Genomic DNA, 26636 nt, shown 5'->3' with positions numbered 1-26636 from the left:
CTCGATTTGGGTCATGCAACGGTGGGGACCACGAACCATACGTTGACAGATCTGCAACTCCGACAGGTGTACACGCGTATCGCTGTGTTGGCTGCTCGGAAAGTTGTTCATCTGGACCGTACCGGAACTGCGTTGCCTGCGATCGTTGCGGCTGAACGGTGGGCATTGAACCCAACTGAGGAGAATGCGGCCTCCGCGGCCTCCGCGGCCTCCGCGGCCTCCGCGGCCTCCGCGGCCTACGCGGCCTCCGCGGCCTCCGCGGCCTACGCGGCCTACGCGGCCTACGCGACCTCCGCGGCCTACGCGGCCTACGCGACCTACGCGACCTACGCGACCTCCGCGACCAACGCGACCTCCGCGGCCAACGCGACCTACGCGACCTCCGCGACCTCCGCGACCTCCGCGGCCTCCGCGGCCAACGCGACCAACGCGGCCTACGCGACCTACGCGGCCTCCGCGGCCTCCGCGGCCAACGCGGCCTCCGTGGCCTACGTGGCCTCCGCGGCCAACGCGGCCAACGCGGCCAAGTTCAAGATCGACCTCGCCTGGGAAATCATCGCCCTGTTCAAGGAACTGACCGGCACTACTTCGACAACCCCGGATCCGGAAACAGTGTCGTGCGCGATCAGCAACATGCTCGCGACCGTCTAACCACACCCACAAAAAGGAAAGCCTCGGAGGTCGGCTCCGAGGCATTAGCGGAAGGCACTCACATGACAACCACTGGAAGCAATTATAAAGCACCCCCTGCGATCCCGGAAGCGGAGATCGCGGCAGGGTTCAGAGCCCTCGCGGATTTCATAGAGTCCCCCGCAGCCCCGGTGGAGAAGTATCCGCACTTGGAACGAGAATTCATTGTCAGTACCGCTTCCGAACTTGACCTTCGATCCTTCGCTGCCATCAACGCTGTACCAGTGCAGGAGCATCGCGGCCATCTGAGCGCCGATGTTCTGTTCAACGGCGTGGTGAAGTTGCATGTCTACTTCATTGGCGACGCATCATGACCGGCCAGCAGATTGCTATGGCTGGCGACACTGCCCGCACGGGCAGGGATGATCCTTGGTCGTCGCATCTGGCCGGTGACCGATCACAGGCGACGATCAGGGCGGTACGTGACGCGGTCCTCATTCTGGTGCGTCAGGAGTTGATTGTGACCGGGTCGGAGTTGAACGACCTGTACCGGGTACGCGCCGAACAGAACGGCTGGCCTGCCGTCCACTATGAATCACCCCGCAAAAGAGCGGGAGAACTCGCCAAAGACGGTCTGCTGTCCGTCCTGAACGCGGAAGTTCCTCGCGGTACCCAGCACGAATACACAATCGCGGTGACCTGGTGACCTACGACACGATCCCCGCCCATATTGCTCTCCCTGCTTCGTTTCTCCTGACGGGGTTATGGGTGTGGATGGCTTCTGAACCATGGAGGAAAAAGAAATGACCCACCGCACTTCGTATAGGCGTGACACTCACGCAATCGTCCAGTGGTGGTGTATGCGCCTCACTGCTGCCCTCCTGTTGGTTGCTGCGGGCCTGCTGGTCGGGCACCTGATCGAAGGCGTCCGATGAGCACCGATCCTGACCCGATGCCAACAATCATGAGCATGTTCGCTGAGCATGCCGCCCTGACCGCCATGACCCTTGGGCAGGAACATGTCACCCTGTGGCGCATTCTCAGCCGTGACCCTGATGAGGAAGCCGAATACACGGGGACTCTGATCCGCGAAACGGCCCAAATCTTCGAAGTCATTGTGGATGGCGACACGGAGGCGACCACGTTCCCGAAAGGAACCAACCGGGGCATCACCTTATGGAGGAGAGCATGACTGCACCGTATTACTCCGACGAACTGGTGACGCTGTACCTGGGCGATGCGCTGGATCTGCTCCCTACTATCGAGCATGTTGATCACTTCATTGCCGATCCTCCCTATTCTGAGCATGTTCACGGTGCTGCTCGTTCGCGAGTGATGCGCGACAACGATCGCGGTGGAAAATATGGTGCAGACTTTCGCCGCAATGTGGATCTCGGATTCACCCATCTAACCGATGAATTCCGGGCGTTCCTGGCGGCTGAGGCAGCACGAGTTACCTCGCGGTGGGTAATCGTTTTCAGTGACACGGAGGGTGCGCACCTCTGGGCTGAAGCGCTAGAAGACAATGGGCTGGATTATGTGCGTACCGGCGCATGGATAAAGAGAGGTTCAACCCCGCAGTTCTCTGGCGATCGTCCAGCGACCGGGTTTGAATCGCTAACTATCTGCCACCCCACAGGACGCAAGCGTTGGAATGGTGGCGGGGCGCACGCCGTCTGGGACGTTCCAATAGTCCTAAATCGTGCGCGCGCCGACAAGTCTGAGCGAGTGCATCCAACACAGAAGCCACTCGCCCTCATGGGCTCGCTCATCAACCAATTCACCGATTTTGGAGAGACGATCCTTGATCCCGTCGCAGGCTCCGGGACAACAGGAGTTGCGGCTAAAAGGCTGGGCCGCAAAGCGATCCTGATAGAGCGCGACGAGAAGCATTGTGAAGCTGCCGCTCATCGCCTCGAGTCTGAGCAGACACAGCTGGTTCCAGTGACAGCGCAGGAGCGATTCGACTTCGGGGCGCTCGCATGAAGGTCTACATAGCCGGACCAATGACAGGTCTTCCAGACTTCAACTACCCCGCATTCCGGGACGCCGAAACCCACCTCACCGCTCGAGGCCTGACCGCCTTATGCCCAGCCGATTCGGAACAGCACAACACGACCGGTGCACCTCAACCCTGGGACTGGTACATGCGCCACGCCCTCCGAATGGTCATTGACAGTGACGCTGTGTGCCTCCTCCCGGGCTGGCAAACCTCCAATGGCGCAAACCTCGAGGTAACCGTCGCAGAAGCGTTAGGGCTCGATATTCGACCCCTCGATGAATGGATGAAGGTGAAGGCCTCATGACCGAGAAGGCGCATGGCCTCGAACTGGTCCTCTTCTGGGTGGCAGCAATCATCATCCCCACCGTGATCTGTTACGGGGCGGTAGCGCTCCTCGTATGGATTTTTCTGACCGTCAATGCTGCCCTCCACCCCGAAATCAGCAACCACCAACTCCCAACAATCTGAAAGGCAACATCCCCATGAGCACTATCTACATTCCCGAAACCGGCACCGTACACGTACCGGAGATCGTCAAAGAACGCACCATCTCGGGCGTCCTGAACCGCCCAGCGACAGGGACACACATTCGGGCGACCCTCGGAGAAACCGTCATCGTCGGACGGGTTTCGAAAGAGAAGAGCCCCTATGCCTTGATCGTCATCGAGGCCGACCAGCTGCCCACGTCGCCCAGCTGGGTCAGCCACCTCACCCGATACAGCCTGTGGGTCGATTCCGGGTGGACGTTCGAGATCCTCGATGACGCACCGGTGACCGAATGATGTACCAATATTTTGTTCCCGGCGATCCTGCCCCGAAAGGGTCTAAACGGTTTGTGGGACTCACCAGAACCGGCAGAGGAATTCTGATCGAGTCCTCGAAACGGGTTGCCCCATGGACTGCCGCGGTGATGGTTGCAACAGAATCTGCTGTCGATTTCCCGGCCCGGTTTGATGCGATCGACACTGCTGTGACGGTCACCACCCGGTTCCTGATTGTGAAACCGAAACACAACCACGACGACTACCCAACCTCACTGCGAGTGGGGGACCTCGATAAGTTGCTCCGCTCCACGCTTGACGGGATCGTCCAGGGTGGCCTGTTGAAAGACGACAAATTTGTTACCACCGTCGAGACCAGCAAACGGTGGACACAACCCGGTCAGCAAGCCGGATGTCACATCACCATCGAGGTACTGGCATGAGCGGCGACATGACCGGGATCATCCCCGAAATGGATGAGGCAACCTACCATTCCCGTCCCGAGCTTTCATCCACCGAAGCACGGTTGATCCTCGACTCCCCCGCGAAATACCGGTGGAAGAAAGACCACCCGCCGCTCGTCGCCCCATCGAAAAAGTTCGACGTGGGGACAGCTGTGCACTCGAAGGTCCTCGGTACCGGTTATGAGGCTGTCGTCATCCCTGCGGAGATTCTGGCGAGCAACGGTGCCGCGTCCACGACGGCGGCGAAAGCGTTCATTGCGGAAGCTCGTGCAGAGGGGAAGGTTCCCCTCAAGTTGGAGGAGTTCGAACCGATCGACTCGCAAGCAGAATCAGTTCTCGCGCACCCTTCCGCCCGGGCGCTATTCGATCAGCCCGGGACCGCGGAATCTTCTGTGTTTGCCACGATCGAAGGTGTTGAGGTTCGTGCGAGGTTCGATTACCTCCCCGATCAAGGCGAACGACGTCGTGTCGCGGTGGACCTGAAAACAGCTCGGGATGCTTCCCCTCGCGGGTTCACCCGTTCTATCGCGGATTACGGGTACGACGTGCAACGTCAGTGGTACCTCGACGCCCTCAACACGGTCACCGGGCCGATGCCGTACGGGATGGAACCAGAGATGGTATTCGTCGCCGTCGAGAAAGAACCTCCATACCTCGTAGGCGTCTATCAGTTGCCGACGATCTGGACTGCGATGGGTGCCACAAAATCAGCCCACGCCCGAAAGGCTTACGCCGAATGCATTACCTCCGGTGTGTGGCCCGGCTACGCCACCGATGTGCAACTCCTATCACCACCTACCTGGCTCATTTTCCAGCACGAAGAGGACTACCCCAATGAATGACATCGCACTCCCCAACGATCGCACCGCTTCACAAGCAACCGCCGTGGAACAGGCCCGCGCTGTTGCCGAAGTAGCCGCAGCCGTCCGGGTCGCACAGGACTTCCCCCGCGATATGTCTCGCGCTGTGGAGCAGATGCGCATGTCCTGCTCGCAGGTGTCGCTCGCGCAACGCGCCTTCTACTCCGTTCCCCGCGCTGGCGGACGCGTCGAAGGGTCAACGGTGCATCTGGCTAAAGAACTGGCCCGCTGCTTCGGGAATGTCGAGTACGGCATGCGGGAGACACGCCGTGACGATGAGGCGGGGATCTCTGAAGTTCTTGCGTGGGCGTGGGATCAGGAAAACAATGTGCGCCAGTCACGTGGGTTCGTGGTGCCTCACCAGATTATGAAGGCTGGCGGTCGCAAGAACCTTACTGACCTGTCAGATATTGCGAACAACAACAACTCCGTCGCTGCCCGTGCCCTCCGTGAATGCATCCTGACTCTCCTGCCTGTGTGGTTCCGTGATGAGGCCGAACTCATCGCATCGCGCACCCTGGCCGGGGATGGCACTACTCAACCCATGCCGAAACGGATTGCGGATGCGCTCGCCTATTTTGCGCGTGAGTTCAACGTCACACCGGAACAGATCGAAGCCCGTCTCGCTCGACCTCGGGCAAAGTGGACCTCTGGTGATCTTGCCACCCTGAATGTCATCGGCTCCGAGATTGGGCGTGGTGAGAAAACGGTCCAGGGAGAGTTCCCCGAGCAGCCCGTCGATGTGAAAGACCTCACCGCAATCGCCCCACCTCTTGATCCTTCCGATCCTGACTTCGTTGCTCCGGTCGGATCATGAGCGTGCTGCGAATCGGTTCACTGTTTTCTGGCTACGCCGGCCTCGATTTAGCTGTCGAACAATTCTTCGATGCTGACACTGCATGGTTTTGCGAGTACGACGCTGCCCCTTCCGCGATCTTGGCTCACCACTTCCCGGGTATCCCCAACTTGGGAGACATAACAAAGGTTGATTGGTCACAGGTTGAACCAGTCGACATCATCTGCGGTGGTTCACCCTGCCAAGACGTGTCCGGTGCCGGGAAACGTAAGGGCATGACGGAGGGCACCCGCTCGAATTTGTGGGTGCAGATGCGTGAAGCGATCGCCATCATCAAACCATCAATCGTGATTTGGGAGAACGTACAAGGTGCCTATTCAGCAAGAGCCGATAGCGATGTGGAATCCGAACCGCGACTGTTGGGAAATTCCGGGAACGGAGAACCTTTTCTCCGAGCACTTGGACGTGTTCTCGGGGATCTTTCCGAACTCGGTTTCGATGCGGAAGTCGTCCCTGTTCGTGCGTCCGATGTTGGTGCCCCTCATGCCAGATTCCGGGTCTTCGTTGTTGCGCACGCCCGACGCTTACTCGGCGGAAATGGGTGGGACACAGCACCCGGACAAACGGCAGGAGGGCGGGCACCAGCCGACGTTAGCGGATCAGGTGGAGCACACGCTGCCCCGACCCTGAGGTTGATGCCGACCCCAACTACGCAAGACGGAAGCAACACGGGCGGGCCGTCACAGTACGAGCGGAACACTCTGCCGCTGAACACCGAAGTGACGTTGCTGCCGACACCTACCGCTACCTATGGTGGCGGCACGGCAGAGGCTCATCTGGCCAGGAAGAACAAAAACGGAGGCAACCGAACTTCTGTTACTGGCCTGAACTTCATAGCCGAGGAAGACCTGCCGAAGCTCGATGCTGTAGCGGAATACGTGACGCTGCTGCCCACACCTCGCGCGTCTCGTGGTGCGTCGAACACGGAGACCCTGTATGCCCTCGGTGCGCTACGTGATAACGATGGTGATGAGCAAGGGAATGTCCTTCTTGAGCCAGCCTTCGAAACGCACAGCGCGGGCGAGTACCGCGAGTTATGGGATTCGCTCGAGGACCAGTCGCCGTATTGGCTAACCGTAAAGGGTGACGACTATTGGCCTGCGATCTCACGGTGGGCTGCTGTGCTCGGTCGACCTGCCCCATCACCAACCGTCCCGGATGGCAAGAACGGGCGACACCGACTCAATGCCCGCTTCACCGAATGGCTGATGGGTTGCGCTGACGGATGGATCACCGACCCCGCCATCTATGCGGATCTTGGTTGGTCGGAATCGAAGGTTCGGAATGCGGGGCTCAAGGCTGGCGGGAACGGTGTCGTCACACTCCAAGCATTCGCGGCGCTGACCATCGCATGGGAACGGATAAGAAAGGAATTGGTCGCATGATCCGCCCGAAGCAACCGAAACCATCCGAACGCGAGCAGAGGGAAGCGTACGACCTAGCGACCTTGCGCGATTTCGATGTTTGCGTTCGGTGCCGCCGCGACTGTGGTCCAACAGCACGCGACCACCGTATCAACCGTTCCCAGGGCGGCCTAACCGTTGTGAGCAACCTACAAGTGATGGGCCTCGAGTGTCACAAGTGGGCGACTGAACATCCAGCTGAGGCGATCCGTGAGGGGTGGGCTGCCCCGTCCTACGCAACAGCATCAGAGTGGCCGGCGCGGCGTTGGTTTCGTGGCGAGTACGGGGTGATGACCCTCGGTTGGGTTCTCTTGGACGATGCCGGGAATGTGTTGGAAATCACTTCTGATGAGGCCGAACTACGGATGAAAGGAGGCAACTGATGGCGCAGGACAGAATGCTTCGAGCGTCGATGCGATCCTCCGAGAAGGTCAACAGTTGGCCCATCCCGCTGCGGTACTTCTGGACCCAATTATGGGGGTATTGCGATGACCATGGGCGTGGTCGGTATGACCCTCGGTTGATCGTTGCTGACACGTTCCCGATGGATGACGAAGTTGATACTAATACGGTTTCTCGGTGGATGCAGGCCCTCACAATGGCCGGTGTTATCGCGTCGTATGAGGTCGATGGGAAGAAGTATTTCGAGTGCGTGAATTGGTCTGAACATCAGGAACCACCGTATCTGAAGAGGACGGAAATCCCGGATAGATCAGGAGTTGTCCCGATCCCTGGAAAGCGTTCTGGAAAAGTTCAGAAAGATTCAGAAAAGTCTCGCCCAATAGAAGGGGAAGTAGAAGTAGAAGAGAAGGGGAAAGGGAAAGCGCCCAACCCCTCCCCCTTCTGCGAAAAACACCCTCAAGGGACAGATGCCCCCTGCCGTCGATGTGGTGATGCTCGGAAGCAATTCGAAGCGAACGCCACGGCGGCGAAAAACAGGCCCACCGTTCCCGGCATCGTCACGGCCGCCGACTGCGATAGACATCCTGGGCGTCCTGCTCGTGGTTGTGACCGGTGTGCGGAAGAGGCGGTGGCGTCATGAGGGAGCTTGATCCTCCGGTGGTGCAGTTCATGTCAGCCGATTATGACTTGTCGATGTTCCTGTTCCGGTGCGAAACGTGGCGGGTTGAGTTGGATCGGTTCGCCCTCCCAACCGCTGTCGTCATGGAGCGGGCTTACGACGTCGAGTCGGACAAATTGTTGGGCATTATTCGTAGCAATGGGACGGCCCGAATTGTGGTGTCCCGTCCGGCGAAGAATTACACGTTCACGGAGCGGCAACTACAGATCGCCGAAATGGCGTTGAAGAAAGCGAGTGCAGCATGACCCAGGATTTGACCCCGCTGGAGGCGTTGCTGGTTGACGCGTTCGGAATTTATGACGGCGAGATGGTTGCCGTATCACCTATCACCAACACGGAAGGCCAGAAGGATACTCAGACGCACTGGGCAAACGGAAATCTCCGTCTGCTGACGCCTGAAGCGTACAAACGACTCAATGGCAGAAAGGAAACCCCGTGACCGACACCGACCTCACCGCGATACGAGCACGACGAGCAGGGATAACCCGCCCTCCGTGGACCTATGGTGACATCGAATCTATTGCAGGAGGCACAGTTTATGACTCCATCGTCACCGTCGCTTCTATCTTCTGTGACAACTACCCGACAGCCCCGATTCGCCCGATGGTCACAGAATTTGAAGCCGACCGGAATGGCGAGTTTATTGGCCACGCTCCCGACGACATCGACTATCTCTTAGCTCTGGTCGCTGACCTCACGAAACAGGTAGCGGACGCCTGGTACGAAGGATGGAGCGCCGCCGACATCAATCGCCCAACAAGTCGCAAGGGCCACTGGGACTACGAGACGCGTAAAGGATTCCGCACATGGATACCCGACCCGCTGCCAGTCAACCCGTACCGGGCTGCTCGTGGGGAGGCGAAGGACTGATGGCTATACCTGAAGCTTCTCCAGAAGCGCGAACCAGATACCCGTACCCCGGGACGGACGGGTACACGTTGGAACATGTGCGGTCACTCCGAACCCTGTTTGATGACTCCACACGCATGAGGATCGACGGAGAGAGCACAGAAACAGTTTCAGCACCGCATACCCGTTCGAACGTTACAGAGCCGCAGGAAGGCGCACACAGTGACTAAAGATATGAACCTAGAGCAATTCTTACAAGCTGTGACAGATCGGAAAGCTTTAGGCGACAATGATCCCGAGCGTGGGCACGCCGAGATTGATTACCTCATTGCATATGCGCTGCGAGCCGTTGTAGGGGGAAAGCCAGATGCGCAACAGATGGCTATCGCCGCAGTGATGCTACTCGATACCGAAGAAACAAACGGATGGGTGCGGTGGTACTCATGAATAACAGCGAACTAATAGCCGAACTTCGCAAAGGGGCTGAGCGTGCCCGACAGAGCCACCATGTGAAGTATTGGGGGCACACCGAATCGTCAGTGTTCTGCGATTCGGTAGCCGACGCTCTCGAAACTGCTGAGGCCACCATCGCCCGGTTGCGGAAAGGACTGAGCGCATGAACCGGTTTATCTGCCGACTCTTCGGCCACCGATGGGACCACCGTGTAACTTTCGCATTCGGCACCCAACTCGAACAATGTGGCCGCTGCCACGAGATAAGAGACAGCGCATGAAGAGCACAGATCGAAAATTCACGTCAACCGAGCGGATGCTGAATGCACTCGACGCCCTATCGAAGCCACAACACATCGCAGAGTGGCAAGGCGAAGGTAACAGCAAGCACATATTCCGTCGCACCGACCCGCCACTGCTCGACTGGCTGCGTGAAGCGATCGTGTCAAACATGGGAGGCTCAGGCGGTGGCCGTCAGGCACGAGAAAGAACTCCCATGGCAGTGGGCGCATTCACCCTCTACGAAGACATCGACGGACGCATCCGCTCCTGGATGATGGAGGCGGGCGGCACACCCATCAAGGCCATCACCCCAACACAGATAATCCGCTCCTGGTATGCCCTCTGGCAGACATCCAACCCGACCGACCATAGACGCGACGCATACTCGGGCATCATGGAAGGCTGGGCCGATGCGATACGCGACAACCTCGACCCGCCGAAGAAGATCGAGATTACCGCTCCATGCCCGATCTGTGGCCAGGAGTGGATCAACATCGGCCTGAAGTTACTGGACGGTCAAGACGACCCCGACGACGTTGAACGTGTCCGCACCTTGATAGCCGTAGAGCGGGACAACATCAATGAGTCTTACGCGATATGCAAGGCATGCGACAAAGTGTGGAAGGGCGTAGGTCAGATGCGATGGCTCAGGATCGCAATTGATGATGCTGACGCGACAAAAGCCACTGCATAATCGGACGCGACACACCGACAACAATCGAATGACAACCATGTAATTCACGACATATACTGATGACGCGCTGGTTCACCATGTCAACTGACAGGGAACCGGTGCTTCGTCATTTAAATACTTGTCAGCGACCGCCGATCACACATCACCCACTTGGGTTCCACGGCGCGATCGACTGGCAACCCCTGTCCTCGAGTTGCGACCCCAAGGGACCGCCCCGAGTTGACTGCGCCCTATCAGGGTGCACCTGGTCGCGTCCACATTTGGGTTGTGGACGCGACCAGCACACTTCCACCCCGACCGGTGGCAGACACAACCGAATAGAACAGTGTTCGCCGTGCTGGCATAACGGCCCATTCCGAGTAAGTGTTACGGCAGCACAGAGGATTCCAAACCCTCTGGCGGTGGTTCGACTCCACCACTCGGGGCGCCCATGCAGGTCTGCTGGTCTCGGCCTGGCTCTCAATAGGCACGCCCATGGCAACCACGAGCCGGACAATACGTGGCGAGAAAAAAGACCAGCACCACGACGGCCAGCGCATATAGCGGCGCTGAACGTTGACCGTGAGAGCGGATCTGGTGGAGAGGGTAAGCCCCTCACATCGACCAGTCCCCCAGCCCCGCTTCTCTGCACGTCAGGATTGTCTTTCAGGATCGCTTGACGTATCTTTCGAGAAACCTGCGAATCTCTTTATTGAGATCTGAACCCTTCGATTCAGCTCTTGCCATCGCCGCGCGGTAAAGATCTTCAGGGATGCGGAATGACTTGAGCGGCGTTCTCGGAGCATTTGGCGACATGGAACTAGCGCTCGTCATACTCATGGTCAGGCAGGTCACCTGCCGCAAGACGCCCAGCCACCGTCAATACGAGCGTTCCAGCCGACTGTCCTGTGTAGATCCGATCAACCCACCCGCGGCGCTCGAGCGCCGAAGCCGTGCGAATGCTGATCTCATTGAATGCGCGGCTTGGCGAACGCCTAACCGTCACTTTCCCGGCCAGGGTAAGTAAGTTCAGCGCAGATTCCATCCCATAACTTAGTTGTTTTGTCATAACACCAATCATATACCTTGTCATAACACCCCGCAATTCCTTGTTTGCATGGGAGCCCCAATGGACGCTCACGAGCCCACCGACGAACAGCAACGAGTCGATGCCGTCATGGCCGGCTACTTCCGCCGAGAAACCGAGATGAGCGCGTACACGTCCGAACAAATACGTGAACTCGGACGGAACGTCATCTGACCATGCCCACCTCGCCCCTATCACTCTGCGTAGTCACCGGCTGCCCCGTCCTCGTAACCAGCGGACGCTGTGCCGAACACGAAGCAGAAGCACGACGCGACACAGACAGACGCAGACCCAACGGATACCAACGAGGCTGGTCCGCAGAGTGGTCACGCTTCAGCAAGAAGTACCTAGCCGAACACCCACAATGCGAGTCCACCAAGTGTGCAGCACTACCCGCATGGGCACGCCCTAGCAGCACAGACGTAGACCATGTAGACGGCAGCGGACGCACCGGTGCACGCGCATACGACCTGAACAACCTACAGGCGCTGTGCCACAGCTGTCATGCATCAAAGACTGCAAGACAAGACGGAGGCTTCGGCCACCCCCAGGGGTCAACAAATCTCTGACACTTCGCGACCGAAGCCCATGTCGGCAATGAAACGTGTTGTGTCTCGAAACTGGGACCCCCCTTCCGAAATGCTGGCCCTCGGTTCATCGACTACCTCTAGGAGGCTGCAATGCCTGGTGGTCGTCCTGCGAAAGCGCCGGCTCTTCGTCTGATCGAGGGGCGCGGTCATGGTACGGATTCTGGTGGTCGGAAGATTGCGAAGACTCCGCAGTTCAAGCGTCTCCCTCCTGAGGCTCCCGAGTGGTTGCCGGATGAGGCGCGTGCTGAGTGGGAGCGTGTGGTCCCTGAGCTCGCCCGTCTCGAGTTACTCAAGCCTGTTGATCGGGCGTCGCTCACCGCATATGTGTTGACGTGGCAGCGGATGGTGGATGCGCAGAAGCTCGCGGACAAATATCACAACGTCATCCAGTCGACCATCGACGGGGACCAATCTGTGCAAGAGGGCTACGGCCTGCTTGCTGCCAATTCTCAGGGTGTCGTGCGTGCCCCGTGGATCGCGATCATGGAGGCGGCGTCGAAGGAGTTGCGGGCGTGGGCTGGTGAGTTTGGTTTCACCCCGAGTGCGGAGAACAAGCTAGCGGTCAAGGAGTCGGGCGATGACGACGAAAGTGATCCCTTCGCCTGAGCACGTCTAGCAACTCTGCGCGATAGAATAAGTAGAAGCCCCCGCACCTGTTGGCACAGGCCGGGGATTGACCGACTGGATTGGAGTCGATATGAACAAGAGTATTACATGCTCGATAGACGGATGCGATAAACGCTCGTTCTGCCGAACATGGTGCTCAGGCCACTATCACCGCTGGCAGAGATACGGATCTCCGTTCCCGCCTGAACCTAAACCCTGCTTGCAATGTCGAGAGGTGTTCACGCCTAAGCGGGTGGACACCCGCTACTGCTCGGGTCGCTGCATGGATCGGGCAAAGGTGGCTGCTAACGTCGTTCAATATGCAGAAACGAAGCGAGATTACTACCTAGCGCATAGTGATGAGCAGGCCGAGGCTTCAGCCCAGCGTTATCAGGAGAATCGGGAAGTGATCTTAGAGTCGAACCGAAGCTATTACAGGGCGAACCGAGAAAAGCTGATCGAGTACCAAACTCGCTACCGACTGGCAAACGCTGACCGAATCGCTGCGACCAGCAAAGCTTGGTACCTCTTGAATGGTGATCGCGTTCGTGCTTATCGAGAGTCGAACCGGGGGCAGATTGCGCTCTCAGTGGCTACCTGGGCACGTCTCAATCCGGAGAAACGTCGTGCCAACGAGGCAACGCGTCGGGCGCGGCGAGCTGGCAATGGGACGTTCAAGATAGCTAACAAGGATGCCCGTCGATTGGCTAATGCCCATGAATGCTCGTCCTGCGGGGCTCTCTTCACCGAAGCCAACCCGAAGCACATCGATCACGTAGTCCCATTGGCTCGCGGGGGCGTCCACGGGATCGGCAACCTCCGAGCCCTGTGCTCTCGTTGCAATACTTCGAAGAAGGATGCGTTCAATAGTGTCTGGAGATATAAGCAAGCGGCTAAACGCTCCAAGCCCTGAGGTTATCGCGTACATGGAGTCGCGCGGAATACCATTTTCCGACTGCCCCCCTAGGATCAAGACCCCTGAGCCTCGAAACGTAAAGGGTGCCAAATTCTCATTTGAGCGTGTAGACAAAGTTCTTGCAGCGTTCCGTGCGCTCAAACACGTCAGCGGGCAATGGAGTGGTCAGCCACTTATCCCCGATCCTTGGCAGGTAGAGATCCTTGCCCCAGTTTTTGGCTGGGTTATCTGGGATGACGACGCCGACATGTATGTGCGGATCATCCGCAAACTGTACGTGGATGTGCCTCGGAAGAATGGCAAGTCGACGTTGCTTGGTGGTCTAGCGATCTACATGCTCGCGGCTGATGGTGAGCCTGGTGCGCAGATTGTGACGGCGGCTACGTCGGAACGTCAGGCGGGGTTCGTTTTCAATCCGATCAAGACTCTGGCCGACAAATCTCCCGCGCTGAAGAAGCATGTGAGGACGGTTGGCAAGAAGGTGTTGCACCCAAAGTCGGGTAGCTACATCGAGGTTGTTTCGTCGGTTGCGGATGCGCAGCATGGTGCGAACTTGCATTTCGTTTGCGTCGATGAGCTGCATGTGCATAAGACCCCGGATCTTGTGGAGACGCTTGAGACCGGTACGGGTTCACGCCGGCAACCGCTGATCGGCATTATCACTACGGCGGATAGCGGTAAGCAGAATACGATTTATGCCCGGAAGCGTGAGTACATCGAGCAGTTGGCTCGGGGTGCGATCAAGGACCCATCCTCGTATGGTGTTGTGTGGGCGGCTGAGGCTGGCTCTGACCCGTTTGTGGAGGCTACTTGGAAGTCTGCTAACCCGGGCTATGGGATTTCGCCTACGCGGGCGTATATGAAGTCTGCTGCTGCGGAGGCTCAACAGTCCCCAGCGGATTTGGCGAAGTTTCAGCGCTTGCATTTGGGGTTGAGGACGAAGCAGGAGACCAAGTATCTGGATCTCGAGGTGTGGGACCGGAATGGTTCGATGGTTGACGAGTCGAAGCTGGCTGGGAAGCAAGCCTATGGCGGGCTCGACTTGGCTTCCACATCGGACTTGTGTGCGCTCGCGTGGACTTTCCCTGATGGCGATGGTGGCTTTGATGCCCTGTGGCGGCTGTGGACCCCGGAGGCGAACCTTGCGGCGTTGGATAAGCGCACTGCGGGTATGGCTACCGTGTGGGTTCGTGAAGGTTTTCTGACGTTGACACCGGGGAACGTGGCCGACTATGACTACATCCAGATGCAGATCAACAAGGATCGGGAGTCGTTCGACGTGCGCGGGATTGCTTATGACCCGTGGAACTCGTCGCAGTTGGTGAATGATCTTGTCGCGGATGGCGCGCCGATGGTGAAGACCCGGCAGGGTTTGGTCACGTTGTCAGCACCGACGAAAGAGTTGCAGCGCATTCTGCTTCTGGGTACGAATGAGAAGCCGATGTTTCGGCATGGCGGGAATCCTGCTGTGCGGTGGCAGGCTGACAATTTCACGGTGGCTATGGATGCGGCCGGAAACGTGAAGCCAGATAAGGGCAGCGCGCCGGAGAAGATCGACGCGATCGCTGCGACGGTCAACTCCATGTCTCTCGTTCTCGGCATGGAGCCAAATAAGCGCAGCAAGTACGAAGACGACAATCTGCTCGTCATAGGAGGCTATTCCAGTGGCGCGTCGTGACCGACTAATTCGAGATGCCGAGCGTGAACGGTTCCTCGTGACCCTGGTCGATGGGGAGGCCTTTGACGGCATCCTCGTCGACTGGGACGAAGGACATTTTGTTTTAGCCGACGCGGACTCTATTAGCGCGAATGGCGACCGCCTACGGATCGACAATTCTCTCTGGCTTCCACGTTCACGAATCAAGTATATGCAGAGGGGGTAGTCGTGTTCCTCTCCAACGGAGCGATTGTTTCGGTTGATGCCGATACCCTTGCAGATCGCACTCCAATCTTCGCCGATGCCTCTTATTACGGGTCATCATCGATGGCACTGTTGACGACCTTCGCTGCGTACTCGGCAATCTATAAGGCCCAGTTGTGGGTTGGAACGGTTATCCGCAAGCTCGCAATGGCGACCGCGCGGATGCCATTCGATGTCAAGATCAAGCTGAATGACACTGATTCCAGAATGGAGAACGGACCCCTAGCGGGGCTTCTGGAGCGCCCCAACCAGCGGATGTCAGGATTCAAGCTCTGGGAATGGACATCCTCCACTCGTGACATCTACGGTGAGGCATTCTGGTTGAAGCTCCGCGACAACAAGGGCATTGTCCGTGAGCTGCACCCAATGCACCCGACGAACGTAATAGTGCGCCGGAACGCAGCTGGGGAGATCGAATACTTCTATGCTGCTGGCACCCGTAACGTGTCGATGCTGCCTCCGATTCCAGCCGACGATGTTGTCGCGTTCGTCTCATATAACCCGGACACACCTCACCGCGGGTTGTCCATCCTTGAGAGTCTGCGTATGACGCTGCTCAACGAGGATGCTTCCCGGCGAGCTACCGCGTCGATGTGGGCAAAGGGTGCTCGGCCTGCAGTAATTCTCAGTACCGAAGCGTCTTTGAGCCAAGGTGCACAGGACCGCCTCCGGGCTCAGTTCGACGCTTCACACGCGGGGGTCGATAACACTGGAGCGACCGCGGTTTTCGAGGAGGGCATCAAGCCGACGATTATCCAGCTCAACGCGGAAGAGATGCAGTACATCGAGTCGCGGAAACTGAACCGGGAAGAGGTCTGCGCAGCGTATGACGTGCCCCCACCTGTGGTGCACATTCTCGATCACGCCACATTCTCGAACATCACTGAGCAGCTGCGGTCACAGTACCGCGACACGATGGCTCCGCGCTTTGTTGGGTTCGAGTCGGTCATCAATCACCAGCTTGTGCCGGACTTCTATCCGCGCGGAGATGTCTATACCCGGTTCAACATGGATGAAGTTCTCCGCGGTGACTTCGAGTCGCGTGCCACGGCTGCAGTTGCGCTGCGCAACGCGGGCTTGATTACAGGCAATCAGGGCGTCGCGCTATTTGGCTATCCGCGAAGCGAAAAGCCACAAATGGATGACTACTTCGCGAATGCGGCCCTTGTTCCGCTTGGTACTCCTGCAACCCGTCTGACGATAGCGGAGGCTGCTACACCGTCCCCTGCGGCTGATGCGGAGGCGGCACAGGCTATCGCGGATGCGGGCGGCACTCCTGCCCCTGTCGGTGATGCTGCGAAGGCGGTTCGGTTCCGTGATGTGATGGGAAAAGCTGGGCGGGTCAAGGGCTCTAAGTCTGCGATCCGCGCAACTTTGGTCACCGAACATCAGAAAGCGTTGGGCGCACTATTCGATGAGCAGCGCGCATCGGTGAAGTCGGGTGCATCGTCTAAGGCTGCTGGGTCGTTCGATCCTGCGGCATGGGACGGTGACCTCGCTTCGATCCTCCACACGCTGTCTAAAGCCACGGCGCTCGCGATCGGCACGAAGGTTGCGGCCGATTTGGGCGGGCAGTATTCGTCCGATGACATAGCCGCTTACCTCGAGTCGAACTCGACGGCGACGGCGAAGAAGGTCAACCAGGCCACGGCGGACGAGATTGCGAAAGCGTTTGAGAACGCAGCTGCTGATGCTGAGGTCGGCGACACAGTTGATTCTGTGTTCGATGGTGAAGTCAACGCGCGTGCTGGGCAGATTTCGTTGAGCCGTGTCGCGATGGTCGCGGGGCTAGCTTCGCTAGTCGCTGCTCGTCTATCTGATGCGAAGACGAAGACGTGGGTTACCGGTGGCAACCCGCGCGGATCTCATGCGGCCATGTCGGGCGAAACGGTGCCGCTCGGTGAGACCTTCTCTAACGGGATGTCAGGACCAGGGGATTATTCAGGCGGCGCGGAAGAGGTTGCTAACTGCAACTGTGATTTGGATTTCTCTACGGAAGGTTGATCATGCAGATCGAAAAGAAGGATGCGGCGATCGTTCCCACGGGAAACGATGAGGACTTCCCCGGCACGTTCGATGTGGTTCTCTCCGCACCGACCCTGGACCGTGATGGGGACACTCTCACCCCGGATGGGTGGAAGACTCCCCTGCCGGAACACATCACATTCGACACTGATCACGGCATGTCCGTTGCGTCAACGGTCGGCTCTGGCGTGCCGACGATCGATGAGAAGACCGGCAACCTCGTAGTTCACGGCACCTACTCATCGCTGCCTCGTGCGCAGGAGACCCGAACGCTGGTGAATGAGGGGCACATCCGCACCACCTCTGTGGCGTTCATGTCGGACAAGTCGCAAAAGGATGGTGTGAAGGTGACGAAACGGGAACTTCTCAACGGCGCTTTTGTCGCCATACCAAGTAATCGAGAAGCTCTAGTGCTGTCTTCCAAGACCGTCAAGGCTGGCGCACGTAATAGCACTGGTGATGCGGCGAAGATTCAGCAGATCCATGACCTCGCGCTATCGCTCGGTGCCGCTGCTGACGGCGGTGTACCCGACGACAAGAAATCGCTACAAGTCAAGAGCATCACCGGAAGCCTCGAAGCCGCCCAGGAGCGCGCCCAGGATGCTCTCAACGATGCGTACGGGGCAGATGCGTGGGTGTGGCTCCGTGGCACACTCTCCGACTCTCTCATTTTCCAGATCAGCGTTGAGGGTTCGTCTGACACTGAGACGTACCAGCAAAGCTACACAGACGACGGCAGCGTGGTCACTCTCACGGGTGAACGTACTGCCGTGGACTTGACCGAAATTGTCAAGCCCGACCCAGATGAAGATGCCGCCGATTCCGGCGCAGACAATGTGACCACCGCCGCCGCGAAAGCCGCCGCCGCCGTTACTAAGACTGCCCCCGTTGAGGATGCTGATTCGGACGCAACTAACAGACGAGTCGCGCATCTTCGCGCACTCTCTATCATCAACGCACCGAAAGGTAAGTGAAATGCCATCCAAACTGATGGAAGCAAAGACCAAGGTTCACGAGCTGTCCACCAAGGCGCTTGAAACTGTCGAAGACCCGAAGCTCACCACCGCCGATATCAAGAAAGCGCTCGACCTCCTCGAGCCCGAGATTAAGACGTGGACCGAAGAAGTCCAGTCCCTCGAATCGATCGAGGATAAGCGCAAGCAATTCATGGCTGGCGCTGGTAATCCGCTCGATGACGCAGCCGGAGCTGTCGAAGGGTTCAAGTCGATCGGCCAGCAGTTCGTCGATTCGGCGAACTACAAGGGTATGGTCGCCAAGGGCATTAAGGGCAACTTCACCTCTGGTGAAGTCGAGGTCAAGACAACCCTAACCGAGGGTACCGCAGGCACTCCAGGCGGTGGATACTCGCCGGTCGCCGCCGTCCCGACGCTCGTCCCCGGAATCGTAGATATCAAGTTCCGTCCGCTGACGATCTCGGACCTGTTCCCTGGCGGTGTTACCTCGACACCGCTCATCCGCTACCTTGTGGAGACCTCGGTTACTAACGCGGCTGCGGCAGTTGCTGAGACAAACCTGAAGCCCGAGTCGGCCATCGCGTTCAGCAAGGTTGACGAGGTGCTGCACAAGCTCGCCACGTTCCTTCCAATCTCGGATGAAATGCTTGAGGACTGGGCGCAGGCGCAGTCGTACATCGACGCGCGTCTCATCCTGTTCATCAAGCTGGCAGAAGAAGCGCAGCTCCTCTCCGGTGACGGAACAGGCGCGAACCTCGTCGGCATCCTGAACCGCCCCGGACTCGCTGCACCTGTCGTCAAGGGCACCGCGCCCTCGGTTGTGGCAGACAACGACATGGATGCCATCTACCGGCAGATCACAGCAATTCGCACGACTCAGTTCCTTGAGCCGGACGCTATCGTGATCGACCCGCTGGCGTGGCAGACGGTCCTGCTATCGAAGAACTCGCAGGGGGCGTACTACGCCAACGGCCCGTTCGCCGACGCGCAGAACCCGTCGCTGTGGAGTAAGAAAGTTGCCATCACCCCCGCGATCGCTGCCAACACGGCCCTCGTCGGAGCGTTCGCCCAAGGTGGTCAGGTCTTCCGCAAGGGAGGAATCACCGTCGAGGCATCGAACTCGCACGCCGATTACTTCCAGCGCAACTTGACGGCAATTCGGGCCGAGGAGCGTCTAGCCCTCGCCATTTACCGCCCTGGCGCGTTCGGGGTTGTCAGCGGTCTCTGATTGACCTACCTAGGTGCGCCTCAGCCACTTGCGGAGGCGCACCCCTGAACTGAAGGAGTTGTCATGGCAGTCAAAGTAAAGCCCGAAATTGAAACCCAGCAGAGCACCGGTGCAGTGGAGTTCCGCGGTTACGCCGTGACCTCTGAGCAGTCGGCAGATGCGGCCTCCACTGGCGCAGTAGAGCACGTTGCGCCAGGCACTACGGAGGTTGCCCATTACACAGAAGATGTTGTTGTGAACTATGAGACGCCTGGGCCGGTCACTGTTACCGCTTCTTGGCTGAGCGACGCCCAAAATAAGGTAATCGGCGCACCCAAGAAGACATCTATCGAGCCTGATGCAGTTGCCGAGGTCAAGTAACCCATGATCCTTGAGCCTCTCGCCACAGTTGAGCAACTGGGGGCGTTCCTTCAGTTGCCGCTTGATGCGAGCGACTCTTCCGCTTCTCTGATGCTTGATATTGCGTCCGGTATGGTGCGCGATTTTCTGCAACAGGACATCTCGTTAGTCACTGATGATGTTGTCGAGTTGGACCCGTTGCCGTCTGGGTTTGCGATGCTCAATGAGTTCCCGATTGTCGATGTTTCGTTGGTCGAATCGTTCGACGGCACCGTGTGGTCGACGGCGGTTCTCCCTGCCTATTCGGTGTCGAAGCGCACTGGTGTTATCCGGTCGATCATCGGGCAGGGTGTGACGTGGCCGTACGGTGCTGCGACTTGGCGGGTTACTTACACGCATGGTTTTGAGACTGTCCCAGATTCGATCATCGGTGTCGTGCTGGGTGTCGCGGCTCGCGCGTATTCGTCGCCGGCAAGTATTGAGTCGGAGCGGATCGGTGGCTATCAGGTCAAGTATTCGATGCAGGCTGATGGGTTCTCGCCTATCGAGAAGGCATCCTTGAGCCGGTACATGGTTGCGAGGGTCGCGTGAGTTTGGCGCGGCTGATGTCGCAGCCACTTCTGGTTCAGGCTATGGGTGGTGCTGGCACGGATGAGTACGGCAACACGGTACCGGGTGCGCTTGGTCTCCCTGCCACGGAGACTGGTTTCCTTGAGCAGAAGGACACGGTTGAATATCAGACCGATCGTGAAACGGTTGTGTCGAAGTGGACTGCGTACCTGCCGGCCGATTCGATTGTGACGGCGTTGGCGCAGATCACTTTCAACGGGCAAGTCTTCCAAGTCGATGGCGCGCCTTGGCCTGTTTTCAATCCGCGCACTCAGAAGGTGTCGCACATTGAGTGCAAGTTAACGGTGGTCGCGTGAGTGACATCGAGATTGACCTTGATGGTGACATTGACGACAAGGTGCGGAAGATGCCGGAGGTCAAGTCGGCGTCGCAGGAGGCGGTTGACAAGATAGCTGCCATCGCGCGGGACAATGCGCCCGTGTTGGATGGTGATTACCGCGATGGGATTGTGACGCAGGAAACCAAGTCGGGTTGGCGTGTGCTCGCATCGGATCAGAAGTCGGCATGGATCGAGTTCGGTATTCCGTCACGCAACCAACCACCTCAGTTCAATTTGCGGCGTGCGGTTGAGGCTGCTGGGTTCAAGTTTAAGAAGGGCCGCTGATGTCGTATCCGATAACGCCGCTGCCTGATGATGAGTTGGCGTTGCTCCAATACTTGCGGGGCATCCCCGAAGTGACGACGTTGATCCCTGCCGCCCGTCTAACGACCGAATTGCCGCCGACGCCCGTTTACCCAGTCGTCCTGATTTCGTTGGCTGGTGGTACCGCGCTGGTCCCTAGGGCCATAGGTGAGCCTGCCTTCCAAGTAGATGTTGTTGGTGGGACGAAAGCGCAGTGCAAAAAGCTGACCCTCACTATTGCTGCTGCGATTCTCGCGATTGCTAATGATGTTGTCCCCGAAGCTGTGTTGGTTTCTGCGACAGAAGAGGTTGGGCCGTCTTGGCTGCCCGATACGGTACCGGTCCCACCGATACCGCGCTACACCGCAAGATATCGCGTACTGCTCCACAAGTAACATCCACCCCCATCTGGCCGTCCTTCGTGGCGGTCCTTTTGCACGCCCTTGAAAGGAACAAATCATGCCAAGTGCATACAACAGCGGCCAGATTCGTGTCGCAGGCACCGGAAATATCTATCGTGCCCCGCTCGGAACGGCTGTCCCGACCGACTCGACCACGGCGCTCTCTGCCGCTTACGTGAACGTTGGTTATGCAACCAACGGGTTCGAGGTTGCTCAGGACCGGAAGACGAAAGAGGTCACGGTGTGGCAGTCGCTCGAAGCGGCACGCCTCATCCCAACTGGTCTCACTCGCAAGTTCAAGTTCGAGTTGCAGCAGTCGAACAAGACGACCCTCGCTCTCGCTTGGGGCGGTGTCATCGTGCCGGTTACGGGGACTGCAACTGGTGGTGCTATCACCATCGGCACTGGTGGCGTTCTGACGACTGCAACCGCGCATGGGCTCGCGGTCGGCGCTCCGGTCAGTCTCGCTACCGTGGTGACCTCTACAGGCATCGTGGCGCTCACTACCTACTACGTGATCACAGTCGGTTCGACCACATCACTCACGCTGTCGGCAACTCCGGGCGGGACCGCGCTGACGACCACAGCCGGTACCGGCACCGGGCTGACCTCACCTTCTGGCGCCTACCAGCTCGACCTGCTCGACGCGAACACCATCGCAGATAGCATCTATGTTCTCGAGTGGTTCGATGGTGGAACGTCGCAGCGGATCATCATCCAGCAGGGTTCGATCCTCACCATGCCGGGTATCAAATATGTGCGCGACGATTCCGTTGGGTACGCGTTCGAGGTTCAGGCAATCAAACCGCAGGATGGCTCGGACTCCGTGCTCATCTTCGGTGTCGACGTGGCGGCGGTCGCCTGATGGCGATTCTGGAGAAGGCGCCGGAGGGCGCACAGGTTCTTGACCTCGGCGCTGCTCGTGCAGCCCGCGCGGAAGCTCGAGTCGGACAGCCGCGTTCCGTCATTCGGTTGTCAGTCGGTTTCGTGGAGCTCAAGGCCGAACTGGATGTGCTCTGCGCGGAGGACTTCGCTGCATCACGGATCAGCGATGGCCTGCGCCGTGTAGTCGCCGACCCTGCCGACCTGGCCGAACTGGTCAAGGGTGGGCTGACTGCCGAAGATCTGCAAGCCATTGTCGAGTTCGTGACGGGTAACAGCCTGGGGGAATAATCGGCCTCACCCGCGCTCTCGATTCTGAGTGGGGGGCTTTGGAGGCCGACTTCACCCGTTTCTACGGGCAGGATTTGCGGGGCCTGTGTTGGGGTGAGAACCGGTGGGGTGTGCGACGGCTCCTGTCGCACATCAAGGGGTTACCTCGCGATTCTGCTTTCGTCCGTGCCCTGTCTGGGGTTTCGGCGTATTGGGATGAGAACGCGGAACTACTTGCCCAGATTTTCGATGCGATGGAGCGGCAGACGTATTACCTGTTGAAGGTCAATGGGAACGATCCATCGGAGCCTGTGCCGCTGCAACGTCCCGGTCAGAAGATAGTGGAACCGGAAACGGTTTCTCTCGCCGAGTTCAGCGGTTTCCTGAACGGGTAGGTCAGAGCTTCGCCACCTGATTGATGATCCCGGCGAACTGTCGGGCCTGCTTCTCTTTGGATGCGGGTCCTTCGATGATGACCTGTTCGCCGCTGGCAAGTTCTACCGTGACGAACACTTTCGTTTTGTCTTTCTTAGCGGCCAGCGCTAGGACGCCTAACGCGACAACACGACCGGCTGTGACGCCTTTGTGTTGCGCTCCGACATCGACGGTGGCTGTAGCGCCTGTCAAATCCCAGTGCTCAAGACCTGAGCGCAGGACCTTGTTATTGACCGAATACAGCTGAAAAAGCCCAATGATCTTGGACTCCCTGCCGAGCATTTCACCAAGCGGTTTCATGCCTCTGAATGTACATGCCACGGTCGCCCTTCGTCTAGCAATTTACAACCTTGCTATCGCCCCCATTGGAGGGACAGATGACATTATCTGCCGGTCAGGTTTCCCTCACAGTAAAGAGTGACACCAAAGGTTTCGGGAAGAAGCTCGCGGACGACATCAACAAAGAGGCTAAATCGTCTGGTCTTTCCGGCATCGGTAAAGCGATCGGTGGGACTATCGTCGCTGGTCTTGCGGTCGGTCTCGCGGGTATCAGTGCAATCGTCGGTACCGGCATCAAGGAAACTCTGGACGCTTCCGCTGGTACGGCGCAGTTGGCGGCTGGTATCAAGTCCACTGGGAACGCTGCGAATGTGTCCGTGAAGGGCATGAACGACCTCGCTTCCTCAATTCAGAACATGTCTGGTCAGACGGACGATTCCATCGTGAAGGCTCAGGGGCTGCTGCTCACGTTCACGAGCATCAAAAACCAGGGCCCCGACAAGATTTTCGATCAGGCAACCCAGGCTGCCGCGGATATGGCCGCGAAGTTCGGCGGAGACGCATCCAGCCAGGCAATCCTGCTCGGTAAAGCACTCAACGACCCGGTGAAAGGCATCACCGCTCTGACGCGAGTTGGCGTGTCGTTCACGCAGGGCCAAAAAGACACCATTGCCGCGATGGTGAAGACCGGCGACACGGTCGGCGCCCAGAAGGTGATCCTCAAGGAACTGAATACTGAATTCGGCGGTGCAGCGAAAGCGGCCGGCGAATCTCTCCCCGGTCAGCTCGCTCGAGGGCAGCGCGCTTTCGAGGACATGTCGCAGTCGGTGGTTGAGACGTTCTTGCCGCTGGTCATTCCGGCGATAACGAAAGTTGCGGGGGTTTTGCGGGACCTAACACCTGTAATCCAGTCTGCAGCTAATTGGGTGCGCGATCATCTTGCCGCAGGGTTCAAAGAGATCCAACCGCAATTGACAGCATTCTGGTCCGTGGTAACTACCAACATTTTGCCCGCTCTAAAAGACTTCGGCGATTGGGTTGTCAAGAACGGTAGATGGTTGCTTGAAGTTACCACCGTCGTTGTCGCTGCAATCGTCGCATACCGCACTATTGCGGCGGTAGTAGGAATTGTCAAAATTGCGATGATCACATACAACGCCGTGATCGCAGTAAGTAAAGCCGTACTGATTGGCGCAACTGCAGCATCTTACGGTGCGGAGGGTGCAACCTACGCAGTTGGCGCGGCGCAGAAGACCGGTTACATAATCACAGCTATTTTCAACGGCACCTTGTGGAAGCAAATTGCGGCACTGATCGCGTCGAAGGTTGAGACGGCTGCCCTTGTAGCGATGTATGCGGGCGACTTCTTTGTTGCAGTTGGTAAAAACATTGCGGGGACGGTCGCTTCCACAGCGGCATGGGTGGCAAATGCGGCTGCCCAGATTGGTGCCAAGGCTGTGATCATCGGCGGCGCAATCGCAATGGGTGTTGCTACTGCTGCCCAGTGGCTGTGGAACGCGGCAATGGATGCTAACCCGATCGGCATCATTATTGTCGCCATTGGCGCGCTAGTCGCTGGGATCATCTGGGTTGCCACTCAAACGACGTTCTTCCAGGACACATGGAAGGGCATGACGATCCTTGTCGGTATCGCCTGGAACTGGTTGTGGACGAACATCATCCAGCCTGTGGTGAATTTCATCGTCGGCTACGTTCACATGCTCGGTGGGGTGTTCTCGTGGTTGTGGGCGAATGTCATCAAACCGGTGGCTGATTGGATCGGTGCGGCAATCGGCATTGTTGGTTCCGTCATCGGGACTGTGTTCGGGACTATTGGGGATGTGATCAGGGGCGGGTTCAACGGGGTTGTGTCTTTCGTGAAGGGCATTTTCAACACCATCATCGGACTTGTCAACGGCATCATCGACGGGATCAACAGCGCAACGTCTGTGGCCGCGGTTATTGGGATCAAGATTGGCGCGATCCCCCATCTGCCAAAACTGGCGGCATCGGGAACGGTTCTTCCAACTCCGGGCGGAACGCTGGCCGTTATTGCTGAGGGCGGTAAAGCGGAATCGGTGGTTGACACGGGGAAGCTAAACAACCTTATGGATGCTGCCTCTGCTGGTGGCGGTCAGGGGAAGGGTGGCGGCAACGTGTACATCGACAAGGTTGTTGCACCTGATCAGAATCCGCAAGCGTCCGGTCGCATCATGGGTCGGGAGTTCATTCGAGTGCTGGCGGGTGCAGTATGACAACGACTGTGACTATCGGCGGGCTGACGTTCGCCGGGGATACGCCCAGTAGCAATGGGTTTTTCTTCAATGGTCTCGCGGACTGGTATTCGATCACCTCCTCGAAGTCCCCAATCAACGAACGCCCGCAATCGAATGGTGCGTTCGGGGTTTCTCAGGACTGGCGAACCGCAGCGACGATCTCTTTGACCTGTTGCTATTTGGGCAACTCGCGGGCTGACGTTCAAGCAGCGAAAAGCCAGATGAGCGCTGCTCTTAGTTCGGGCAGACCTGCTGTGATGTCGGTTACGGATATCGACGGAACTACCACGCGGGTTGTGTCCATTCGGGCGGTGACGGTCGATGATGACTTCGGGCGTTTGGTGTTCGATTTCACTATCGACATGATTGCCCCCGACCCTCTTCGCTACGGGTTACCGATCACTTCATCCTCTGGTGTCCCGGTCGCTGGCGGTGGTCTGATCTTCCCTCTGGGTTCGGGCGCGTCGTATATCGATTTCGGTACGGGTGGTTCGTCGGGTCGGATCAGTGTGACGAATTCGGGCACGGCTCCGGTGTTCCCGCCGTTCGATGTGTCGGGCGGTCTGGATGGTGGCTTTGTGGTCACTGACGTGACTCTCGGTAAGTCGATCCGGTTTGAGCGGCAGATCCCGTTGGGTTCGCTGGTGTCGGTGAATCAGCGGACCGGTCGGGCGACGATCAATGGTCCGTCGAATGATGTGTCGGGTTCGTTGACGTCGAAGGATTGGTTTTCGATCGGTCCGGGTGAGACGCATGCTATCCAGTTCCAGCCGCTCGGTGCCGTGACGGGCACACCAATGTTGACCGTGCAAACTTCGCCAGCGTTCTATTGACCGCGCTAT

37 protein-coding genes and 1 tRNA gene are annotated in these 26636 nt (G+C 58.2%); 36 read left to right on the top strand and 2 right to left on the bottom strand.

The window, feature by feature from the left end:
* The first annotated feature begins 165 nt into the window (after nt 1–165).
* The 18 genes from ABIB56_RS04105 (at nt 166) to ABIB56_RS04015 (ending at nt 10759) form a co-directional block, all read left to right on the top strand.
* The gene (locus ABIB56_RS04105; RefSeq protein ID WP_354567680.1) at nt 166–651 is read left to right on the top strand and encodes a hypothetical protein; all 486 of its coding nucleotides are present in this window, start codon (nt 166–168) and stop codon (nt 649–651) included.
* A gap of 62 nt (nt 652–713) precedes the next feature.
* A complete protein-coding gene (locus ABIB56_RS04100; protein WP_354567679.1) occupies nt 714–1004 on the top strand; it encodes a hypothetical protein in 291 nt (96 codons plus the stop codon).
* Nucleotides 1001–1336, top strand: a complete 336-nt coding sequence (locus ABIB56_RS04095) for a hypothetical protein (protein WP_354567678.1) — start codon at nt 1001–1003, stop codon at nt 1334–1336. Before ABIB56_RS04100 ends, ABIB56_RS04095 begins: the two co-directional genes overlap by 4 nt.
* 225 nt (nt 1337–1561) lie before the next feature.
* Entirely contained in the window at nt 1562–1822 is a 261-nt protein-coding gene (locus ABIB56_RS04090) for a hypothetical protein (protein ID WP_354567677.1), read from the top strand.
* Entirely contained in the window at nt 1819–2616 is a 798-nt protein-coding gene (locus ABIB56_RS04085) for a DNA-methyltransferase (protein ID WP_354567676.1), read from the top strand. The genes ABIB56_RS04090 and ABIB56_RS04085 overlap by 4 nt, the downstream gene beginning before the upstream one ends.
* Nucleotides 2613–2936, top strand: coding sequence for a DUF4406 domain-containing protein (locus tag ABIB56_RS04080; protein ID WP_354567675.1), 324 nt, complete (start codon nt 2613–2615; stop codon nt 2934–2936). Before ABIB56_RS04085 ends, ABIB56_RS04080 begins: the two co-directional genes overlap by 4 nt.
* Nucleotides 2933–3100 carry a hypothetical protein gene (locus ABIB56_RS04075; RefSeq protein ID WP_354567674.1) on the top strand — a complete coding sequence of 56 codons (168 nt, stop codon included), beginning with the start codon at nt 2933–2935 and terminating at the stop codon, nt 3098–3100. The genes ABIB56_RS04080 and ABIB56_RS04075 overlap by 4 nt, the downstream gene beginning before the upstream one ends.
* A 14-nt stretch (nt 3101–3114) precedes the next feature.
* A complete protein-coding gene (locus tag ABIB56_RS04070) occupies nt 3115–3414 on the top strand; it encodes a hypothetical protein (RefSeq protein WP_354567673.1) in 300 nt (99 codons plus the stop codon).
* Nucleotides 3411–3836, top strand: a complete 426-nt coding sequence (locus tag ABIB56_RS04065; RefSeq protein WP_354567672.1) for a RusA family crossover junction endodeoxyribonuclease — start codon at nt 3411–3413, stop codon at nt 3834–3836. Before ABIB56_RS04070 ends, ABIB56_RS04065 begins: the two co-directional genes overlap by 4 nt.
* Nucleotides 3833–4699 carry a PD-(D/E)XK nuclease-like domain-containing protein gene (locus ABIB56_RS04060; protein WP_354567671.1) on the top strand — a complete coding sequence of 289 codons (867 nt, stop codon included), beginning with the start codon at nt 3833–3835 and terminating at the stop codon, nt 4697–4699. The genes ABIB56_RS04065 and ABIB56_RS04060 overlap by 4 nt, the downstream gene beginning before the upstream one ends.
* On the top strand, nt 4692–5534 hold the full coding sequence (locus ABIB56_RS04055) for a hypothetical protein (RefSeq protein ID WP_354567670.1): 843 nt from the start codon (nt 4692–4694) through the stop codon (nt 5532–5534). Before ABIB56_RS04060 ends, ABIB56_RS04055 begins: the two co-directional genes overlap by 8 nt.
* Nucleotides 5531–6958, top strand: a complete 1428-nt coding sequence (locus ABIB56_RS04050; RefSeq protein WP_354567669.1) for a DNA cytosine methyltransferase — start codon at nt 5531–5533, stop codon at nt 6956–6958. The genes ABIB56_RS04055 and ABIB56_RS04050 overlap by 4 nt, the downstream gene beginning before the upstream one ends.
* Before the next feature lie 1056 nt (nt 6959–8014).
* A complete protein-coding gene (locus tag ABIB56_RS04045) occupies nt 8015–8302 on the top strand; it encodes a hypothetical protein (RefSeq protein ID WP_354567668.1) in 288 nt (95 codons plus the stop codon).
* Nucleotides 8299–8496 carry a hypothetical protein gene (locus ABIB56_RS04040; protein ID WP_354567667.1) on the top strand — a complete coding sequence of 66 codons (198 nt, stop codon included), beginning with the start codon at nt 8299–8301 and terminating at the stop codon, nt 8494–8496. Before ABIB56_RS04045 ends, ABIB56_RS04040 begins: the two co-directional genes overlap by 4 nt.
* Nucleotides 8493–8927, top strand: coding sequence for a hypothetical protein (locus ABIB56_RS04035; protein ID WP_354567666.1), 435 nt, complete (start codon nt 8493–8495; stop codon nt 8925–8927). Before ABIB56_RS04040 ends, ABIB56_RS04035 begins: the two co-directional genes overlap by 4 nt.
* A gap of 201 nt (nt 8928–9128) precedes the next feature.
* Nucleotides 9129–9353, top strand: a complete 225-nt coding sequence (locus ABIB56_RS04030; RefSeq protein ID WP_354567665.1) for a hypothetical protein — start codon at nt 9129–9131, stop codon at nt 9351–9353.
* A gap of 282 nt (nt 9354–9635) precedes the next feature.
* Nucleotides 9636–10334, top strand: coding sequence for a DUF7341 domain-containing protein (locus ABIB56_RS04020; RefSeq protein WP_354567662.1), 699 nt, complete (start codon nt 9636–9638; stop codon nt 10332–10334).
* Between the two features lie 354 nt (nt 10335–10688).
* A tRNA-Trp gene (locus ABIB56_RS04015) sits at nt 10689–10759 on the top strand.
* Nucleotides 10760–11133: 374 nt separating this feature from the next.
* Here ABIB56_RS04015 and ABIB56_RS04010 read toward each other — a convergent pair.
* Nucleotides 11134–11382: a hypothetical protein gene (locus ABIB56_RS04010; RefSeq protein WP_354567661.1), complete on the bottom strand. Its 249-nt coding sequence runs from the start codon at nt 11380–11382 to the stop codon at nt 11134–11136.
* A 60-nt stretch (nt 11383–11442) separates the two neighbouring features.
* Here ABIB56_RS04010 and ABIB56_RS04005 point away from each other — a divergent pair, with 60 nt between their 5' ends.
* The 16 genes from ABIB56_RS04005 to ABIB56_RS03930 all read left to right on the top strand — a co-directional run bounded on the left by ABIB56_RS04005 (nt 11443) and on the right by ABIB56_RS03930 (nt 23199).
* Nucleotides 11443–11574 carry a hypothetical protein gene (locus ABIB56_RS04005; RefSeq protein ID WP_354567660.1) on the top strand — a complete coding sequence of 44 codons (132 nt, stop codon included), beginning with the start codon at nt 11443–11445 and terminating at the stop codon, nt 11572–11574.
* A 2-nt stretch (nt 11575–11576) separates the two neighbouring features.
* A complete protein-coding gene (locus ABIB56_RS04000; protein WP_354567659.1) occupies nt 11577–11969 on the top strand; it encodes an HNH endonuclease signature motif containing protein in 393 nt (130 codons plus the stop codon).
* Nucleotides 11970–12080: 111 nt separating this feature from the next.
* Nucleotides 12081–12596: a phage terminase small subunit P27 family gene (locus tag ABIB56_RS03995; protein WP_354567657.1), complete on the top strand. Its 516-nt coding sequence runs from the start codon at nt 12081–12083 to the stop codon at nt 12594–12596.
* A 91-nt stretch (nt 12597–12687) separates the two neighbouring features.
* Nucleotides 12688–13509, top strand: a complete 822-nt coding sequence (locus ABIB56_RS03990) for an HNH endonuclease signature motif containing protein (protein ID WP_354567656.1) — start codon at nt 12688–12690, stop codon at nt 13507–13509.
* A 13-nt stretch (nt 13510–13522) separates the two neighbouring features.
* Entirely contained in the window at nt 13523–15190 is a 1668-nt protein-coding gene (locus ABIB56_RS03985; RefSeq protein ID WP_354567655.1) for a terminase large subunit, read from the top strand.
* Nucleotides 15191–15496: 306 nt separating this feature from the next.
* A complete protein-coding gene (locus ABIB56_RS03980) occupies nt 15497–17437 on the top strand; it encodes a phage portal protein (RefSeq protein ID WP_354567830.1) in 1941 nt (646 codons plus the stop codon).
* 2 nt (nt 17438–17439) lie between these two features.
* The gene (locus tag ABIB56_RS03975; protein ID WP_354567653.1) at nt 17440–18432 is read left to right on the top strand and encodes a hypothetical protein; all 993 of its coding nucleotides are present in this window, start codon (nt 17440–17442) and stop codon (nt 18430–18432) included.
* A 1-nt stretch (nt 18433) separates the two neighbouring features.
* Nucleotides 18434–19660, top strand: a complete 1227-nt coding sequence (locus ABIB56_RS03970) for a phage major capsid protein (protein ID WP_354567652.1) — start codon at nt 18434–18436, stop codon at nt 19658–19660.
* Between the two features lie 63 nt (nt 19661–19723).
* Entirely contained in the window at nt 19724–20020 is a 297-nt protein-coding gene (locus tag ABIB56_RS03965; RefSeq protein ID WP_354567651.1) for a hypothetical protein, read from the top strand.
* A 3-nt stretch (nt 20021–20023) separates the two neighbouring features.
* Complete coding sequence (locus ABIB56_RS03960; RefSeq protein WP_354567650.1) at nt 20024–20590, top strand: hypothetical protein; 567 nt, start codon at nt 20024–20026, stop codon at nt 20588–20590.
* A 14-nt stretch (nt 20591–20604) separates the two neighbouring features.
* Nucleotides 20605–20925 (top strand): hypothetical protein, encoded by a 321-nt coding sequence (locus tag ABIB56_RS03955; RefSeq protein ID WP_354567648.1) that lies wholly within the window; start codon nt 20605–20607, stop codon nt 20923–20925.
* On the top strand, nt 20922–21233 hold the full coding sequence (locus tag ABIB56_RS03950; RefSeq protein WP_354567647.1) for a hypothetical protein: 312 nt from the start codon (nt 20922–20924) through the stop codon (nt 21231–21233). Before ABIB56_RS03955 ends, ABIB56_RS03950 begins: the two co-directional genes overlap by 4 nt.
* On the top strand, nt 21233–21646 hold the full coding sequence (locus ABIB56_RS03945) for a hypothetical protein (protein ID WP_354567646.1): 414 nt from the start codon (nt 21233–21235) through the stop codon (nt 21644–21646). The genes ABIB56_RS03950 and ABIB56_RS03945 overlap by 1 nt, the downstream gene beginning before the upstream one ends.
* Before the next feature lie 64 nt (nt 21647–21710).
* Nucleotides 21711–22517, top strand: coding sequence for a phage tail tube protein (locus ABIB56_RS03940; protein WP_354567645.1), 807 nt, complete (start codon nt 21711–21713; stop codon nt 22515–22517).
* On the top strand, nt 22517–22825 hold the full coding sequence (locus ABIB56_RS03935) for a hypothetical protein (protein ID WP_354567644.1): 309 nt from the start codon (nt 22517–22519) through the stop codon (nt 22823–22825). The genes ABIB56_RS03940 and ABIB56_RS03935 overlap by 1 nt, the downstream gene beginning before the upstream one ends.
* 38 nt (nt 22826–22863) lie before the next feature.
* Nucleotides 22864–23199, top strand: coding sequence for a hypothetical protein (locus tag ABIB56_RS03930; RefSeq protein ID WP_354567642.1), 336 nt, complete (start codon nt 22864–22866; stop codon nt 23197–23199).
* Nucleotide 23200: 1 nt separating this feature from the next.
* Here ABIB56_RS03930 and ABIB56_RS03925 read toward each other — a convergent pair whose 3' ends face one another.
* Nucleotides 23201–23539 (bottom strand): hypothetical protein, encoded by a 339-nt coding sequence (locus ABIB56_RS03925; RefSeq protein ID WP_354567640.1) that lies wholly within the window; start codon nt 23537–23539, stop codon nt 23201–23203.
* Nucleotides 23540–23616: 77 nt separating this feature from the next.
* Here ABIB56_RS03925 and ABIB56_RS03920 point away from each other — a divergent pair, with 77 nt between their 5' ends.
* A complete protein-coding gene (locus tag ABIB56_RS03920) occupies nt 23617–25773 on the top strand; it encodes a phage tail length tape measure family protein (RefSeq protein ID WP_354567639.1) in 2157 nt (718 codons plus the stop codon).
* A complete protein-coding gene (locus tag ABIB56_RS03915; RefSeq protein ID WP_354567638.1) occupies nt 25770–26627 on the top strand; it encodes a phage distal tail protein in 858 nt (285 codons plus the stop codon). The genes ABIB56_RS03920 and ABIB56_RS03915 overlap by 4 nt, the downstream gene beginning before the upstream one ends.
* The last annotated feature ends 9 nt before the right edge of the window (nt 26628–26636 follow it).

Origin of the sequence: Glaciihabitans sp. UYNi722, assembly GCF_040549465.1 — a bacterium.
Classification (GTDB): domain Bacteria; phylum Actinomycetota; class Actinomycetes; order Actinomycetales; family Microbacteriaceae; genus Lacisediminihabitans.
Note: the sequence above shows the minus strand (reverse complement) of the source record. Positions and strands in the feature narration are given on the sequence as shown.

Excerpts from the sequence above, each read along its gene's own strand:
- ABIB56_RS04075 (WP_354567674.1), top strand. The coding sequence starts at position 2,933 with ATGACCGAGAAGGCGCATGGCCTCGAACTGGTCCTCTTCTGGGTGGCA.
- ABIB56_RS03955 (WP_354567648.1), top strand. The coding sequence starts at position 20,605 with ATGTCGCAGCCACTTCTGGTTCAGGCTATGGGTGGTGCTGGCACGGAT.
- ABIB56_RS03920 (WP_354567639.1), top strand. The coding sequence starts at position 23,617 with ATGACATTATCTGCCGGTCAGGTTTCCCTCACAGTAAAGAGTGACACC.
- ABIB56_RS03990 (WP_354567656.1), top strand. The coding sequence starts at position 12,688 with ATGAACAAGAGTATTACATGCTCGATAGACGGATGCGATAAACGCTCG.
- ABIB56_RS03995 (WP_354567657.1), top strand. The coding sequence starts at position 12,081 with ATGCCTGGTGGTCGTCCTGCGAAAGCGCCGGCTCTTCGTCTGATCGAG.
- ABIB56_RS03940 (WP_354567645.1), top strand. The coding sequence starts at position 21,711 with ATGCCAAGTGCATACAACAGCGGCCAGATTCGTGTCGCAGGCACCGGA.
- ABIB56_RS03985 (WP_354567655.1), top strand. The coding sequence starts at position 13,523 with ATGGAGTCGCGCGGAATACCATTTTCCGACTGCCCCCCTAGGATCAAG.
- ABIB56_RS04010 (WP_354567661.1), bottom strand. The coding sequence starts at position 11,382 with ATGACAAAACAACTAAGTTATGGGATGGAATCTGCGCTGAACTTACTT.
- ABIB56_RS03975 (WP_354567653.1), top strand. The coding sequence starts at position 17,440 with ATGCAGATCGAAAAGAAGGATGCGGCGATCGTTCCCACGGGAAACGAT.
- ABIB56_RS03925 (WP_354567640.1), bottom strand. The coding sequence starts at position 23,539 with ATGAAACCGCTTGGTGAAATGCTCGGCAGGGAGTCCAAGATCATTGGG.
- ABIB56_RS04065 (WP_354567672.1), top strand. The coding sequence starts at position 3,411 with ATGATGTACCAATATTTTGTTCCCGGCGATCCTGCCCCGAAAGGGTCT.
- ABIB56_RS04095 (WP_354567678.1), top strand. The coding sequence starts at position 1,001 with ATGACCGGCCAGCAGATTGCTATGGCTGGCGACACTGCCCGCACGGGC.
- ABIB56_RS04005 (WP_354567660.1), top strand. The coding sequence starts at position 11,443 with ATGGACGCTCACGAGCCCACCGACGAACAGCAACGAGTCGATGCCGTC.
- ABIB56_RS04080 (WP_354567675.1), top strand. The coding sequence starts at position 2,613 with ATGAAGGTCTACATAGCCGGACCAATGACAGGTCTTCCAGACTTCAAC.
- ABIB56_RS03970 (WP_354567652.1), top strand. The coding sequence starts at position 18,434 with ATGCCATCCAAACTGATGGAAGCAAAGACCAAGGTTCACGAGCTGTCC.
- ABIB56_RS03980 (WP_354567830.1), top strand. The coding sequence starts at position 15,497 with ATGGCACTGTTGACGACCTTCGCTGCGTACTCGGCAATCTATAAGGCC.
- ABIB56_RS04045 (WP_354567668.1), top strand. The coding sequence starts at position 8,015 with ATGAGGGAGCTTGATCCTCCGGTGGTGCAGTTCATGTCAGCCGATTAT.
- ABIB56_RS04055 (WP_354567670.1), top strand. The coding sequence starts at position 4,692 with ATGAATGACATCGCACTCCCCAACGATCGCACCGCTTCACAAGCAACC.
- ABIB56_RS04040 (WP_354567667.1), top strand. The coding sequence starts at position 8,299 with ATGACCCAGGATTTGACCCCGCTGGAGGCGTTGCTGGTTGACGCGTTC.
- ABIB56_RS04100 (WP_354567679.1), top strand. The coding sequence starts at position 714 with ATGACAACCACTGGAAGCAATTATAAAGCACCCCCTGCGATCCCGGAA.
- ABIB56_RS04050 (WP_354567669.1), top strand. The coding sequence starts at position 5,531 with ATGAGCGTGCTGCGAATCGGTTCACTGTTTTCTGGCTACGCCGGCCTC.
- ABIB56_RS03965 (WP_354567651.1), top strand. The coding sequence starts at position 19,724 with ATGGCAGTCAAAGTAAAGCCCGAAATTGAAACCCAGCAGAGCACCGGT.
- ABIB56_RS04020 (WP_354567662.1), top strand. The coding sequence starts at position 9,636 with ATGAAGAGCACAGATCGAAAATTCACGTCAACCGAGCGGATGCTGAAT.
- ABIB56_RS04090 (WP_354567677.1), top strand. The coding sequence starts at position 1,562 with ATGAGCACCGATCCTGACCCGATGCCAACAATCATGAGCATGTTCGCT.
- ABIB56_RS04060 (WP_354567671.1), top strand. The coding sequence starts at position 3,833 with ATGAGCGGCGACATGACCGGGATCATCCCCGAAATGGATGAGGCAACC.
- ABIB56_RS04085 (WP_354567676.1), top strand. The coding sequence starts at position 1,819 with ATGACTGCACCGTATTACTCCGACGAACTGGTGACGCTGTACCTGGGC.
- ABIB56_RS03960 (WP_354567650.1), top strand. The coding sequence starts at position 20,024 with ATGATCCTTGAGCCTCTCGCCACAGTTGAGCAACTGGGGGCGTTCCTT.
- ABIB56_RS03915 (WP_354567638.1), top strand. The coding sequence starts at position 25,770 with ATGACAACGACTGTGACTATCGGCGGGCTGACGTTCGCCGGGGATACG.
- ABIB56_RS03945 (WP_354567646.1), top strand. The coding sequence starts at position 21,233 with ATGTCGTATCCGATAACGCCGCTGCCTGATGATGAGTTGGCGTTGCTC.
- ABIB56_RS04070 (WP_354567673.1), top strand. The coding sequence starts at position 3,115 with ATGAGCACTATCTACATTCCCGAAACCGGCACCGTACACGTACCGGAG.
- ABIB56_RS04000 (WP_354567659.1), top strand. The coding sequence starts at position 11,577 with ATGCCCACCTCGCCCCTATCACTCTGCGTAGTCACCGGCTGCCCCGTC.
- ABIB56_RS03935 (WP_354567644.1), top strand. The coding sequence starts at position 22,517 with ATGGCGATTCTGGAGAAGGCGCCGGAGGGCGCACAGGTTCTTGACCTC.